Origin of the sequence: Flavobacterium rhamnosiphilum (genome assembly GCF_004349195.1) — a bacterium.
Taxonomy (GTDB): domain Bacteria; phylum Bacteroidota; class Bacteroidia; order Flavobacteriales; family Flavobacteriaceae; genus Flavobacterium; species Flavobacterium rhamnosiphilum.
Map to the genome: position 1 here is coordinate 120187 of NZ_SMLG01000011.1, position 15077 is coordinate 135263.

Consider the following 15077-nt stretch of genomic DNA (forward strand, 5'->3'; position numbering starts at 1 on the left):
ATTTTCATAAAATCATTCCAAAAGATAGAATATATTTGTATTTTAAAATTTAAAATTTTAGTATATGAGTATTATTATCAAAATTCACGCAAGACAAATTTTCGATTCAAGAGGAAATCCTACAATAGAAGTAGATGTAATTACGGACAATGGTGTTTTAGGAAGAGCAGCAGTACCATCTGGAGCTTCAACTGGAGAGCATGAAGCAGTTGAATTACGTGATGGAGGAAAAGCATTTCTTGGAAAAGGAGTTTTGAATGCAGTGAAAAATGTTAATACTGTTATTTTTGAAGAACTTTTAGGTGTTTCTGTTTTCGAACAAAATCTTATTGATCAAATGATGATCGATTTAGATGGCACACCAAATAAATCAAACTTAGGAGCAAATGCAATTTTAGGTGTTTCATTGGCTGTAGCAAAAGCGGCTGCTAATGAATTAGGATTGCCTTTATACAGATACGTAGGTGGTGTTTCTGCAAACACGTTGCCAGTACCAATGATGAATATCATCAACGGAGGATCACATTCTGATGCACCTATCGCATTTCAAGAATTTATGATTTTCCCTGTGAAAGCAACTTCTTTTTCGCATGCAATGCAAATGGGAACTGAAATTTTTCATAGTTTGAAGAAAGTATTACATGATAGAGGGCTTTCTACAGCAGTAGGTGATGAAGGTGGTTTTGCGCCAAATCTAGCCGGAGGAACTGAAGATGCTTTAGATACGATCAAAAAAGCGGTAGAAACTGCAGGTTATACTTTTGGTGATGAAATCATGATCGCTTTAGATTGTGCTGCTGCAGAGTTTTATGTAAATGGAAAATACGATTATTCTAAATTTGAAGGGGAAACGGGTAAAGTTAGGTCTTCTGCTGAGCAAGTAGAGTATTTAGCCGAATTAGTTGCTAAATATCCGATCATTTCTATTGAAGATGGAATGGATGAGAATGACTGGGATGGATGGAAATTGCTTACGGATAAAATTGGAGATAAAGTACAATTAGTTGGGGATGATTTATTTGTTACTAATGTAACACGTTTGTCTACTGGTATCGAAAAAGGAATCGCTAATTCAATTCTTATTAAAGTAAACCAAATTGGTACCTTGACTGAAACTATTGCGGCTGTTAATATGGCTAAAAATGCAGGATATACTTCAGTAATGTCACACCGTTCGGGAGAGACAGAAGACAATACAATTGCAGATTTAGCAGTAGCGTTAAACTGTGGTCAAATTAAAACAGGTTCAGCTTCTCGTTCTGATCGTATGGCGAAATACAATCAATTATTAAGAATTGAGGAAGAATTAGGAAATACAGCTTATTTTCCTGGTAAAAATGCTTTCAAAATCAAATAATTTCTTACGATATTTTTATTTAAAGCCATTCACGTATTGTGAGTGGCTTTTTTTTATAATATTTAACAATTTCATTGTGGTATTCTCTTTTTAATTAGTGTTTAATTCCCTAGATTTGATAAATTATTATTTTAAAAGTTTATTTTCAATTATATTATGTCAAAAATAGCAACATTAGAAATTGATGGTAAAAAATTTGAACTGCCGATCATTGTAGGAAGTGAAAATGAAGTTGCCATTGATATTAACAAATTACGTGATTTATCAGGTGTAATTACACTTGATCCAGGTTATAAAAATTCAGGTTCTTGTACCAGCGAAATCACTTTCCTAGATGGTGAACTTGGAATTCTACGTTACAGAGGATATTCGATTGAAGATTTAGCAGAAAAAGCAGATTTTTTAGAAGTATCTTACCTTTTGATTTTTGGTGAGTTGCCAACTGTTAAGCAGTTAGCGCAGTTTGAAACTGATATCAGAAAATACACTTTGGTCAATGAAGAAATGAAAAACATCATTGATGGTTTTCCTAAAACAGCTCATCCAATGGGTGTTTTAGCAGCTTTGACAAGTGCATTGACGGCATTTAACCCTAAATCGGTGAATGTTGAGAATGAAAAAGAAATGTATGAGGCAGTATGTAAAACTATGGGTAAATTCCTGGTTATAGCAACTTGGACGTATAGAAAAAGCATGGGGTATCCTTTGAATTATTATGATAATACTAAAGGATATGTAGAGAATTTTATGCGTTTAATGTTTGAATTGCCTACAGAACCTTACACTGCAAATCCTGTAGTTATTGATGCATTGGATAAATTGTTCATTCTTCACGGAGATCATGAGCAAAACTGTTCTACATCTACCGTTAGGATGGTAGGTTCCTCTCACGCAGGATTATTTGCTTCAGTATCTGCTGGAGTTTCTGCACTTTGGGGTCCATTACACGGAGGAGCAAATCAAGCCGTGCTTGAAATGTTAGAAGAAATCCATAGAAATGGTGGGGATGCGGATAAATATATGGCTAAAGCCAAAGATAAAAATGACCCTTTCAGATTGATGGGATTTGGTCATAGAGTCTATAAAAATTTCGATCCAAGAGCGAAAATCATCAAAAAAGCAGCTAATGAAGTTTTAGCTACTTTAGGAGTTGAAGATCCAATTCTTGCAATTGCTAAGAAATTAGAAGAGTCAGCTTTAGAAGATGAATACTTCAAATCAAGAAATTTATATCCTAATGTTGATTTCTATTCTGGAATCATTTACAGAGCATTAGGAATTCCTACAGATATGTTCACCGTAATGTTTGCCATAGGTCGTTTACCGGGTTGGATAGCACAATGGAAAGAAATGCGTGAAAATAAGGAGCCTATCGGAAGACCGAGACAAGTTTATACAGGGCACCCTTTGAGGGATTTTGTGCCGACAGATAAAAGATAAAATCAGTTTAAAAAGCTTCACAAATTTGTGAAGCTTTTTTTATATTTGCCAAAAGCTAAAAATACATGTTAGAATTAAATATAAAGAATGAAACTTCGAGACTTAGAGCAGTAGTTCTGGGTTCAGCAGTCAATAATGGACCTACGCCAAAGGTTGAAGAAGCCTATGACCCAAAATCATTAGAGCATATTTTAGCAGGCACCTATCCGCAGGAGCAAGACATGGTGAATGAAATGGAAGCATTTAATACCGTGCTGAAAAAATATAATGTGACGGTTTATCGTCCGGAAATGATTGAAAATTACAATCAGATATTCACAAGAGACATTGGTTTTGTAATTGATGATGTTTTTGTAAAGTCAAATATTTTGCCAGATAGAGAGCGAGAATTAGATGCTATTCAGTATATAATTGACCAAATTAATCCTAAAAAAGTAGTGCGTCCTCCGGAGGAAGTTCATATAGAAGGAGGTGATGTCATGTTGTGGAAGGAGTATATTTTCATTGGAACCTATAAAGGAAGTGATTACAAAGACTATATTACCGCACGAACGAATGTGCAAGGAGTGCAATATATTAAAGACTTATTCCCAAATAAAATTGTTAAAGAATTTGATTTGGTAAAATCTAAAATTGAAGCTCGTGACAACGCATTGCATTTAGATTGTTGTTTCCAACCGGTGGGGAATGATAAAGGGATTATCTACAAAAATGGATTCCGTGAAGAAGCAGATTATTTGTTTTTGGTGAATCTTTTTGGAAAAGAAAATCTATTTCATATTACCAGAGAAGAAATGTATAATATGAATTCTAATATTTTTTCTATTGATACTAATGTTATCGTTTCTGAAAGAAACTTCACAAGACTTAACAATTGGTTGCGTGCAAGCGGTTTTGTGGTTGAAGAAATTCCATACGCAGAAATTGCAAAACAAGAAGGATTGTTACGATGTTCTACCTTACCTTTAGTTAGAGATTAATTTTGATATAGAGACGCCGTAGAGACGCACTGCAGTGCGTCTCTACAAAAACAAAAAATAAAATCATGAAACAGACAACAAATTCCATATTGATGATTCGCCCGGTTGCGTTTAGAATGAACGAACAAACGGCAGTTAATAATTATTATCAAAAAGTAGTAGACGGACTTTTGCCTGCAACCGTAAATGCCAAAGCGCAACAAGAATTTGATGCTTTTGTCGAAAAACTTACAGCAGTTGGGGTTGATGTTACAGTTGTTGAAGATACGTTGAATCCAGATACTCCTGATAGTATTTTTCCAAACAACTGGATTTCTTTTCACGAGAATGGTGATGTAGCTTTATATCCAATGTTTGCAGAAAATCGCCGTGAGGAACGTCGCGAAGATATTTTGGATATCCTGGAAGATAAAGGTTTTGTGATTAACAACATCGTTGATTATACATCGGCTGAAGAAGATGGATTTTTCTTGGAAGGAACAGGAAGTTTGCTTTTGGATAGAACCAACGCAAAAGCGTATTGCGCTTTGTCTCCTAGAGCTGATGAAGAATTATTTATAGAATTCTGCGAGGATTTTGATTATGCACCTGTGATTTTTGAAGCGTTTCAAACTGTTGATTCCGAACGAAAACTGATTTATCATACCAATGTGATGATGTGCTTGGGAGAAACTTTTGCGGTAATTTGCTCGGATTGTATCGATGATAAGAAAGAACGTAAAATGGTTCTGGAGAATCTAAAAGAAAACGGCAAAGAAGTTATTTTAATCACCGAAGCCCAAATGAACAATTTTGCAGGTAATATGCTTGAAGTTCGTGGAGCAAATGATAAAAGATATTTGGTTATGAGTGCAGCTGCACATCAAAGTTTGACTCCAAAACAAATTGAGCAATTGGAAAAACATGCCGAAATTTTGAGCTCAAGTTTGGATACTATTGAAGCTTGTGGCGGAGGAAGTGCCAGATGTATGATGGCGGAAATTTTCTTGCCTAGAAATTAATTTTTTTACTCTGGGCAAAGTCTAAATTCTTTGCCCGGATTAAAATACTTATGCTAAATTCCCCTTTATAATATTGATAATTGCACTTACAATATATTGTATTCCTATCGCAATTACAATGAAACCTACAATTCTTGATATCGCTACAATTCCAGATGCTCCAAGTATTTTTGCCAAATAATGGGCGCTTTTAAGGATAATGAAAATTGCAACCGCAATGGCAAGAATAGCAATTGAAGAAATGATAATCTCCATAGTTGTATTGTGTTCCTGATAAAATGCAATAAGTAAAGAAATAGAGCCAGGTCCGGCAAGCATAGGGATTGCAAGCGGAGTCAAGGCAATATCATTCCTTTTTTGTGCGTCAGTTTCTGCTTTTTTATTGATTCCTCTCTTTTTATTAAACTTTCCTGAAAGCAAGGAAAATCCGGAACTTACAATGATAATTCCACCAGCAATTCTTAGCGCATCGATACTGATTCCAAAAAAGATTAAAACATATTGACCTATAAAAAACGAGACGATAAGAATAATAAATACATTTATCGCCGTCCATAAAGAAATTCGGGAACGTTCCTTTTTGGTGTCATTTTGTGTAAGTCCTACGAAAATAGGAACGGTACCAATAGGATTTAATACCGAAAAAAGCGCGACAAACAGATAAATAAATAGATCCATATTTTGTTTTTAAGATTGTAAAAATACTCTTTTTTTACTTTTTAATGTTAGGGTAATGTTTTTTCTTGCTTTTGTAACTAAACCTAATAATTGCTGAACTCATGGACCTTTTTCATTACTTTTGCAAAATATAATTACAGAAAATGATAAAAAATAAAAAAACATTAGTTCTTGGGGCTTCAACAAAGCCAGTTAGATATTCTTTTGTAGCGATTGAGAAATTAGTTGAAAAAGGGCATTCCGTTCTTGCGATTGGTCAAAACGCAGGAGAAGTAGCCGGAATAAAAATCCAGACTAAAGCTATCCCGCTAAAAAATATCGATACGGTCACTCTTTACCTAAATCCTTTGCGCCAGCGTGATTATTATAATTATATCGTTGAGGCACAACCAAAACGTGTTATTTTCAATCCGGGTACTGAGAATCCTGAGTTCTATCAATTGTTGAAATTAAATGACATCAAAGTCGAGATAGCTTGTACGCTAGTTATGTTGGCAACAAATCAATATTAGTTTTTTGGAGCTATTTCCAGCTATCCGTTACAATCTTTTATAAAGCTGGAAGCCTTGAAAAGGCTTCCAGCTTTATAAAAGGATTTTCACTTCTATCTGGGCTATAACTAAAATCGCGTTTCAGAAGTAGCGTTCTTGCTAATCAATAACAATCCAAGAAAAGTGATTAGCCCGTTTACGATTATCAGTTCGTTATCGAAAACATATCCAAAAAACAATGTTTTAGAATTTTCGCTGATAAAGTAAGTTACAGCCGGAGATAGTAAGCATGTAATTGGAACAAATTTGTCTTTGACCGTTTTTGATTTTACAAACAATCCAAAACAATACAATCCTAAAAGCGGGCCATAGGTGTAGGATGCAACCCTAAAAATCATTCCTACTACAGAGCTATCATTGATGGCATTAAAGAAAATAATCACCAGAAACATTAGAAACGAAAAGGCAATATGCACAAAATGCCTGGTTCGCACTACATTTGGTTTATTTAGATTTTCTGCTTTATCCATTCCTAAAAAATCCACACAAAACGAAGTTGTTAGCGCTGTTAATGCGGAATCCGTTGTAGCAAAGGTAGCCGCTGTTAATCCCAACAGGAAAATAATGGATGGAATTAGTGTTAAGTGATTAAAGGCAATTTCAGGGAAAAGTAAATCGGTTCTGGGTTTTCCGGTAACTAAATCGGTTGGAACTTCTATTCCGTTTTTATTGGCATAGATATAAAGTAAAGCACCCACGCTAAGGAAAAAGATATTGATAAGTACAAATATTCCGGTGAACGTAAACATGTTTTTTTGTGCTTCGCCAATGTTCTTGCAACTCAGGTTTTTCTGCATTAAATCCTGATCCAAACCCACCATGGCAATGGTTACAAAAATTCCTCCCAGAATTTGCTTTACAAAATGGAATTTATTGGATACAAAATCTTCGAAGAAGAATACTTTAGAATAATTGCTGTTTTTTACTTCTTCAAAAGCTTCAAAAATATTCAAATTCAAACTTCTGCAAATAAAGAAAATCGTTAAAAAGACAGAAGAAACTAAGAAAAAGGTTTGTAAAGTATCAGTAATAATTATTGTTTTCAAGCCGCCTCGATACGTGTAAGCAAATATCAAAGCCAGTGAAATTAAAACCGTAACTGCAAATGGGATTCCGTAAAAGTCAAAAACAAAACGTTGCAAAACAATCACAACAAGATACAATCTGAATGCAGATCCAATTGTTCGGCTAATCAGGAAAATAGTTGCGGCAGTTTTATAGGAATAAATTCCTAATCGGTGTTCGATATAACCATAAATTGAAGTTAGATTCATTCGATAATACAGCGGCAGCAATACTTTTGCAATAATGACGAAACCAATAGCATTACCTAGAACAAACTGAAAATATTTGAATTGCTCCCCGTTTGGGGAACCTACTTCTCCCGGTACAGAAATAAAAGTCACTCCGGAAAGTGCCGTTCCAATCATTCCAAAAGCAACTAAGTACCATTTGGAATTTTTATTGGCTTTAAAAAAAGCATCATTTCCGCTGTCTTTTTTGCTTACAGCATGGGAGATGTAAAATAAAATTCCAAAATAAACGATTATAAGTATTAGAATAGTGCTGGGAGTCATTTTGTATAAATATTGTTTGGACCAAATTACATAAATAATCTTCAAATTTTCAAATTTTCTATTCCGAACGTTCGGGACAAATTAACTACTTTTGCTGTTATGGAATTTTCTTCGAAATTAATAGAAAAAGCAGTGAATGAAATGTCTCAGTTGCCAGGAATTGGTAAACGAACGGCACTGCGATTGGTGTTGCATTTATTAAAACAGCCCAAAGAGCAAACGGGCTTTTTATCACAAGCCTTAGTCGCTATGCGTGAGGATATTAAGTATTGCAATAGTTGTCATAATATTTCGGATAGTATACTGTGTGAAATTTGTGCAAATCAGAGCAGAAATCATCAAATCATTTGCATTGTGGAGGATATTCGTGATGTAATGGCAATTGAAAATACAGGTCAGTTTAGGGGGATTTATCATGTTCTTGGAGGTAAAATTTCCCCTATTGATGGGGTTGGGCCTAGTCAGTTAAACATAACGACTTTAGTCGAGAAAGTGAAGTCAGGTAGTGTCAACGAAATAATATTTGCGTTAAGCTCCACAATGGAGGGTGATACCACTAATTTTTACATTTATAAACAAATCGCTGATTGTGAAATAATCATGTCTACAATTGCAAGAGGGATTTCGGTGGGGGATGAGCTGGAATATGCTGATGAAGTTACCTTGGGAAGGAGTATCTTGCAAAGAGTTCCTTTTGAAAAGTCGTTTAAAAACAATTAATCCATTTAATGAATAGTGATGCTTTTTAAATCGTAAATGAAAAGCTATATTTGTTGTTAAAAATATTGAAAATGAGCAAATCCGTACTCTGTTTGTTATTAGTTATTAGCGTGTTGTTTTCTTCTTGCATTCCAACTCAAGATTTAATTTACCTTCAGAAAAAAAATAATTCAGATGGTGAAACTAAGATTGCGGCTGTTGAGTCAAAACCATACCGATTGCAAACTAATGACGTTTTGAGTATTACCATAAAAGCAATAGACCCAAAATTAGTGGCTATTTTTAGTCCTTCCGGTGAAGGCGCTGCAGCAGGTAAATCAGAGTCAGGATTGTATTTTGACGGTTTTACGGTTGATGATCATGGTAATATAAGGATTCCTGTTTTGGGAGAATTAAATGTGATTGGCTACACGCTGGATGAAATCAGGGTTAGAGTTGAAAAGCAATTATTGGCAGAATATTTTAATAAGGAGGCTAGTATTTTTGTAACGGTGAAATTAGCAGGTTTTAGATATACGATTAATGGAGAAATAGGAGGTCCGGGTACAAAAACACTGTTTCAAGAGCATGTTAATATAATGGAAGCTATTGCAAATGCTGGGGATATTACCATTACTGGGGATAGAAAAGCAGTTACAATTATGCGAAAAACGCCAACTGGAGTTCAAATGCAGGATTTAGATCTTACGGATATAAATGTGATGAAATCACCTTATTTTTATTTACAGCCAAATGATTATATTTATGTAAAGCCACTTAAGCAAAAAACTTGGGGAACTGGAAAAACAGGAATAGAATCTTTGGGAACAATCATTACATTGTTGTCTTTAGCTACAACTACTTTTTTACTATTAAAAAATTAAAACAGCGCTCAAAAGATGTTAGATATAAAAGATTTTTCGATTTTTGAAAACCAAGTAAGCTTTGACTTTAAGGGGTTTTTAATAAAAATCGGAAGTTATTGGAAGTGGTTTTTGATAAGCTTATTGATCACTTTTACGATTGCCTATCAAGTAAATATTCGTAAAGAAAAAATTTACGGTATGGAAACGCTTATTGCTGTAAAAGAAGAAAGTAATCCTCTTTTTACCTCAAATACGAGTTTGGTCTTTAATTGGGGTGGTACTTCAGATCAGGTTCAGACGATATCAACTACATTGCAATCCAGATCTCATAATGAGTTGGTGGTAGATAAATTACAATATTATATTAATTACTTAGTTCAGGGGAAATACAATCTTGAAGATGCTTATGGAACAGTTCCATTCTATGTAAATATCGATAAATCAAAAGGGCAATTAGCAGGGAATCTAATTGGAATTAAATTTATAAGTGAAAATGTTTATGAGATCAGAATTCCATTTGAAAACCAAAATGTTTCAATACTAACCTATTCAAATAACACATACAGTAATACAGCAGTACAAACCGGAGATTTTGTAAAAAGATATAAGGTTGGCGAAAAAGTTTCTTTGCCTTTTTTAAATTGGAAATTACAAATAAAAGATAATCCTGGTTTTTATAAGGGAAATGAATATTTTGTTCAGTTCAATGATTTTGATGGAACTGTTTCTGGATATAAAGGGATAAACGTTAAATCGGATGATAAAGGTGGCTCTATAATTACCTTGGGTATGCAAGGGACTAATAAAGCCAGAATGGTTGAATATTTAAATTCGACTGTTAAGATGTTGATAAAAAGACAATTGGATAGCAAGAATCAGTTTGCGACTAATACGATAGCGTTCATAGACAGTACACTGGTTACTATGGAAGCTCAATTGAAAGAGACGGGCAATGAGCTGAAATCCTTTAGAAAAGATAAAAACATCTATGATATAGAAGAAGGTGGAGCAAAGTTTTCCGAAAAGATTTTGGAATTTGATGTTAAGAAAGACGAAGTCAATCGTAAAATGGCGTATTATAATTCATTAAAATCATACTTGAAAAACAGTGTGAATTATGCTAAACTTCCAGCGCCATCAGTGGCGGGAATTGAAGATCCAAATATTGTAGTGAATGTTTCCAAGTTAATTGCATTGTCTGCCCAAAGATCCGAAATGGCTTATGCTGTGAAGAGCGATAAAATATTCAAGGATTTTGACAATCAAATGGAGGCAGTCAAAAATGTTTTATTAGAAAATATAGCAACAGCCAAAGCTTCTCTTCAGTATGATTTGGCTATGGTGAGCAGTAAAATAAATGAAACGGAAAGTACTATAAAACAACTTCCGGAAGATCAACAAGAGCTCATTAAAATCAAAAGAAAATACGATTTAAGTGATAATATTTACAGTACATTTCTTCAAAAAAGAAGTGAAGCAGATATTGTTAAAGCAGCAAACTTATCAGATATTCATTTTATTGATCCGGCTAAGGATGTTGGAGGAGGACTTTTAGGACCAAAAACATCAGTTAATTATGTATTGGCTTTATTTCTGGGAATACTTTTTCCGTTGATTTTTGTATTTGCCGTTTTCTTTGTCAATAATTCAATTCAGAACACAGAGGATATCAGTAAAATGACAAAAATCCCTTTGATAGGTGTTGTTGGAGTTAATAAAGAGAATACGAATTTAGCTGTTTATGATAGGCCTAAATCAGCTTTGTCTGAATCTTTTAGAGCCATTCGTTCTTCACTACAGTTTTTGTATAAGCAACAAAATCTAGATGGTGCTAAGACTTTGATGATTACATCCTCGGTCAGTGGAGAGGGAAAGACATTCTGTTCGATAAACATCGCTACGGTATTTGCACTTAGCGAGAAAAAAACAGTTGTTATTGGTCTGGATTTAAGAAAACCGAAACTGTTTACTGAATTTAATTTATCCAATGAAGTTGGGGTAGTCAATTATTTGATAAAGCAAAAAACACTTGACGAAATTGTAAATCATACCCATATCCCTTTTCTGGATGTAATTTTATCAGGACCAATTCCGCCCAATCCGGCTGAGATGATCATGAGTGAAGGAATGGGAGCGTTAATTGAAGAGTTAAAGAAAAAGTACGATTATATTATATTGGATACGCCTCCGGTCGGTTTGGTGTCAGATGCGCTAGAGTTGGCTCAATATTGCGATGTTACCTTGTATATAGTAAGGCAGAATTTTACTAAAAAAGACATGATTACGCTGTTAAACAACAGGGTGAAACGCGGGGAGTTGAACAATACCAGTATTATTTTGAATGGTTTAGAAAATAAAGCAAAATATGGTACGGGTTATGGGTACGGTTATGGATACGGCTATGGCTATGGCACGTATGCCAATGGATATTATGAAGAGGATAAACCTAAAAGTATGTATCAAAGAATAGTACAGAAAATATTGAAAAAATAAACGAAGTAATTGATTTAAAAACAAGAATAGATGAAAATAGAAACAAAAAGTTCCGTTTTAATTACAGGAGGTGCAGGATTTATAGGTTCGAATCTTTGTGAATATTTTTTGTCTGAAGGCTATAAGGTCGTTTGTTTGGATAATTTTGCAACAGGCTACAGACATAATTTAAAAGACTTTATAAATCATCCGAATTTTCGTTTGATAGAAGGAGACATTCGTAATGCAACAGAATGTCAAAATGCAGTGCAAGGAGTAGATTATGTTTTGCATCAGGCGGTTTTGGGCTCTGTTCCACGCTCCATCAATGACCCGGTCACTACGAATGAAGTAAACGTTTCAGGTTTTTTAAATATGCTGGTTGCGGCAAGAGATGCAAAAGTAAAACGATTCATATATGCGGCGAGTTCTTCCACTTACGGGGATTCGGAAGCTTTGCCTAAAGTGGAAGCGGTAATTGGGAAGCCGCTGTCTCCTTATGCCATAACAAAATATGTGAATGAATTGTATGCTGAAATCTTTAGCAGAACCTATGGTTTAGAGACAATTGGGTTGCGTTATTTTAATGTTTTTGGTCGAAAGCAAGATCCTAACGGAGCATATGCAGCAGTCATTCCCAAATTTGTAATGCAATTGATGCAATTAGAAAGTCCAAAAATAAATGGTGATGGTAATTATTCCCGTGATTTCACTTACATCGATAATGTAATTCAAATGAATGAGTTGGCCATGTTGGCAAAAAATCCTACAGCGATAAATACAGTTTATAATACCGCTTATGGTGATAGGAATACGTTGAATAATTTAGTTGATTATTTAAAAGAATTCTTAAGTGTTTACGATGAAAGAATTGCTGCTGTCGAAGTGGAATATGGGCCTAATAGATCCGGTGATATTCCACATTCTTTGGCTAGTATTGAAAAAGCCAAATCCTTATTGGGATATAATCCAAAATATTCCATGCAAGAAGGATTGAAAGAAGCTGTGGAATGGTATTGGAATAATTTGCGTTAGTCGGTTATCCTATAGTAACAGAAAACTGAAAATAGAAAATAGAGAATAGAAAAAAATAAAAGAATGAAAATTACAAAAATTTGTTGCATTGGCGCAGGTTACGTTGGTGGGCCTACAATGGCTGTTATTGCTCAAAAATGCCCCCAAATACAAGTTACAGTAGTAGACTTAAATGAAGAGCGAATTACTGCATGGAATGATGAAAATGTAGATAATATCCCAATTTATGAACCAGGTTTAAGCGAAATTGTTGCCGAAGCCAGAGGGAGAAATTTGTTTTTCTCTACCAATGTAGAAAAAGCGATTGACGAAGCCCAAATTATATTTATCTCGGTTAATACGCCTACAAAAACCTATGGAAAAGGGAAAGGTATGGCGGCTGATTTGAAATACATTGAGTTGTGTGCCAGACAAATTGCCAGAGTAGCCAAAGACAATAAAATTGTAGTTGAAAAATCGACGCTTCCTGTTAGAACTGCTGAAGCGATCAAAAGCATTTTGGATAATACCGGTAATGGGGTACAGTTTCAAATTCTTTCTAATCCAGAGTTTCTGGCTGAAGGAACTGCGGTTCAAGATTTATTGAATCCTGACAGAATCTTAATAGGTGGGGATTCTTCGGATGAAGGACAGAAAGCGATTCAGGCTCTTGTTGCTGTGTATTCAAATTGGGTAGCTGCTGACAAAATATTAACGACTAATGTGTGGTCGTCAGAGTTGTCTAAACTGACAGCGAATGCTTTTTTGGCACAACGAATTTCGTCCATAAATGCGATGTCTGAGCTATGTGAAAAAACGGGTGCTGATGTAAATGAAGTAGCAAAAGCAATAGGAATGGATAGCAGGATAGGATCAAAATTCTTGAAAGCTTCGGTTGGATTTGGAGGTTCTTGTTTTCAAAAAGATATTTTGAATTTGGTTTACATCGCAAAATCGTATGGTTTGAACGAAGTAGCCGATTATTGGGAACAAGTAATTATCATGAATGACCACCAAAAAAGACGTTTTTCTAACAACATAGTTCAAACGCTTTACAATACTGTAGCGGATAAAAAGATTGCATTTTTGGGTTGGGCTTTCAAGAAAGATACCAATGACACTAGAGAATCTGCGGCTATTTATGTTGCAGATGATTTAATAAATGAACATGCAAAAATCGCTGTTTACGATCCTAAAGTATCCCATAAAAAAATCATAGCTGATTTAAATTATTTAGAAACCAGAGCTGCTTCAAATAATGCTACTAGTGTTAGTTCATTTGATACTCCTTATGAAGCCTGTCAGAATGCGCATGCTATAGCTGTGCTTACGGAATGGGATGAATTTATAAATTACGATTGGCAAAAAATATATGACTCCATGCAAAAACCTGCTTTTATTTTTGACGGGAGAAACTTGCTGAATGCATCGGAATTAAAAGCTATTGGGTTTGTATATCAGGCTATAGGTTCGTAAATAATAGGCAACAAAGCAACAAAGCAACAAAGCAACAAAGCAACAAAGTTAGAAAGAGGCAAAATAACAAAGAGAAATGGTTACAGGGTTTAAAGAATGAAGCACGGCGTATTGTCGCGTGCAGAAGTTTATTCTGAATGCTTACGCTGAAAACTAATTTTATTGCAATACAAAATACAAGATGAATTGGTATGTAGTTTATACAAAGCCCAAGTGGGAGAAGAAAGTTGCAGAACAATTAAAAAATAGAGGAATAGCGTGCTATTGTCCTTTGATTACACAAGTACGACAATGGTCTGACAGGAAGAAAAAAGTAGAAGTGCCACTTTTTAATTCCTATGTTTTCGTTCAATTAGCAGATTCTGAAAGGAATGCAGTGTTCCAATCAGTAGGCGTGGTACGGTATTTATTTTGGTTGGGAAAACCGGCTATTGTTCGTGATGAAGAGATCAGTGTTATAAAAAAGTGGTTGGATCTTTCTGATGGTACTGATATTTCGGTGGGGTCAGTTCAAGTTGGGGATGCCATACAATTAGATTCGGGTCCATTTTCAAATCAAAAAGCAATTGTTCAGGAGGTTACTAATACCCATTATGTGTTGGTTTTGGAATCGTTGGGTTGTGTTTTGAAAATGAAATACAAATAAAAAACCGACCTGCTTACATAAAAAAACACTTAGAATAACCCGTTGGGTGTAATTAGTTTTTGATGATAATTTTCGTCAGTTCGAGTGATTTTCTCCCGAAGCCTCGGGAAGAAAAATGTATCGAGAACTAGAAAATTAGTATTAAAAACGGTTCTCGATACATTTTTTGTTCCGTTTTACTGCACAAAAAACACTCGAACTGACGTTTTTTATTACGTACCCTTCGACTGCGCTCAGGGTGACACAATGAATGTCATTTTATATTGCTTTTTTTTTGTAAAAAAAATTAAGCCTCGAACTGACGTTTTTTATAACGTAGT

The 15077-nt window shown here is 34.7% G+C and carries 13 protein-coding genes; 11 read left to right on the plus strand and 2 right to left on the minus strand.

Annotation, left to right across the window (positions count from 1 at the left end):
• Window positions 1–64 precede the first annotated feature (64 nt).
• The 4 genes from eno (at window position 65) to ctlX (ending at window position 4778) form a co-directional block, all read left to right on the plus strand.
• On the plus strand, window positions 65–1357 hold the full coding sequence (eno, locus tag E0I26_RS13730) for a phosphopyruvate hydratase (protein ID WP_131917012.1): 1293 nt from the start codon (window positions 65–67) through the stop codon (window positions 1355–1357).
• 156 nt (window positions 1358–1513) lie between these two features.
• On the plus strand, window positions 1514–2797 hold the full coding sequence (locus E0I26_RS13735) for a citrate synthase (RefSeq protein ID WP_131917013.1): 1284 nt from the start codon (window positions 1514–1516) through the stop codon (window positions 2795–2797).
• 65 nt (window positions 2798–2862) lie between these two features.
• Complete coding sequence (locus E0I26_RS13740; RefSeq protein ID WP_131917014.1) at window positions 2863–3777, plus strand: dimethylarginine dimethylaminohydrolase family protein; 915 nt, start codon at window positions 2863–2865, stop codon at window positions 3775–3777.
• A gap of 65 nt (window positions 3778–3842) precedes the next feature.
• Window positions 3843–4778: a citrulline utilization hydrolase CtlX gene (ctlX, locus tag E0I26_RS13745; protein ID WP_131917015.1), complete on the plus strand. Its 936-nt coding sequence runs from the start codon at window positions 3843–3845 to the stop codon at window positions 4776–4778.
• Between the two features lie 48 nt (window positions 4779–4826).
• On the opposite strand, the gene E0I26_RS13750 is transcribed toward ctlX, so the two are convergent.
• Window positions 4827–5456: a MarC family NAAT transporter gene (locus E0I26_RS13750; RefSeq protein WP_131917016.1), complete on the minus strand. Its 630-nt coding sequence runs from the start codon at window positions 5454–5456 to the stop codon at window positions 4827–4829.
• A 146-nt stretch (window positions 5457–5602) separates the two neighbouring features.
• Here E0I26_RS13750 and E0I26_RS13755 point away from each other — a divergent pair, with 146 nt between their 5' ends.
• Window positions 5603–5968 carry a CoA-binding protein gene (locus E0I26_RS13755; protein ID WP_131917026.1) on the plus strand — a complete coding sequence of 122 codons (366 nt, stop codon included), beginning with the start codon at window positions 5603–5605 and terminating at the stop codon, window positions 5966–5968.
• A 107-nt stretch (window positions 5969–6075) separates the two neighbouring features.
• On the opposite strand, the gene E0I26_RS13760 is transcribed toward E0I26_RS13755, so the two are convergent.
• The gene (locus E0I26_RS13760; protein WP_131917017.1) at window positions 6076–7584 is read right to left on the minus strand and encodes a sodium:solute symporter; all 1509 of its coding nucleotides are present in this window, start codon (window positions 7582–7584) and stop codon (window positions 6076–6078) included.
• A 99-nt stretch (window positions 7585–7683) separates the two neighbouring features.
• Here E0I26_RS13760 and recR point away from each other — a divergent pair, with 99 nt between their 5' ends.
• From recR to E0I26_RS13790, 6 genes are all read left to right on the plus strand, one after another.
• Window positions 7684–8304, plus strand: a complete 621-nt coding sequence (gene recR / locus E0I26_RS13765; protein ID WP_131917018.1) for a recombination mediator RecR — start codon at window positions 7684–7686, stop codon at window positions 8302–8304.
• A gap of 71 nt (window positions 8305–8375) precedes the next feature.
• Window positions 8376–9167 (plus strand): polysaccharide biosynthesis/export family protein, encoded by a 792-nt coding sequence (locus E0I26_RS13770; protein ID WP_131917019.1) that lies wholly within the window; start codon window positions 8376–8378, stop codon window positions 9165–9167.
• A 15-nt stretch (window positions 9168–9182) separates the two neighbouring features.
• Window positions 9183–11642, plus strand: coding sequence for a polysaccharide biosynthesis tyrosine autokinase (locus E0I26_RS13775; protein WP_131917020.1), 2460 nt, complete (start codon window positions 9183–9185; stop codon window positions 11640–11642).
• A gap of 30 nt (window positions 11643–11672) precedes the next feature.
• On the plus strand, window positions 11673–12656 hold the full coding sequence (locus E0I26_RS13780) for an SDR family oxidoreductase (protein ID WP_131917021.1): 984 nt from the start codon (window positions 11673–11675) through the stop codon (window positions 12654–12656).
• Window positions 12657–12719: 63 nt separating this feature from the next.
• Complete coding sequence (locus E0I26_RS13785) at window positions 12720–14111, plus strand: UDP-glucose 6-dehydrogenase (RefSeq protein ID WP_131917022.1); 1392 nt, start codon at window positions 12720–12722, stop codon at window positions 14109–14111.
• Window positions 14112–14292: 181 nt separating this feature from the next.
• Window positions 14293–14757 carry a UpxY family transcription antiterminator gene (locus tag E0I26_RS13790; protein WP_131917023.1) on the plus strand — a complete coding sequence of 155 codons (465 nt, stop codon included), beginning with the start codon at window positions 14293–14295 and terminating at the stop codon, window positions 14755–14757.
• Window positions 14758–15077: the final 320 nt, after the last annotated feature.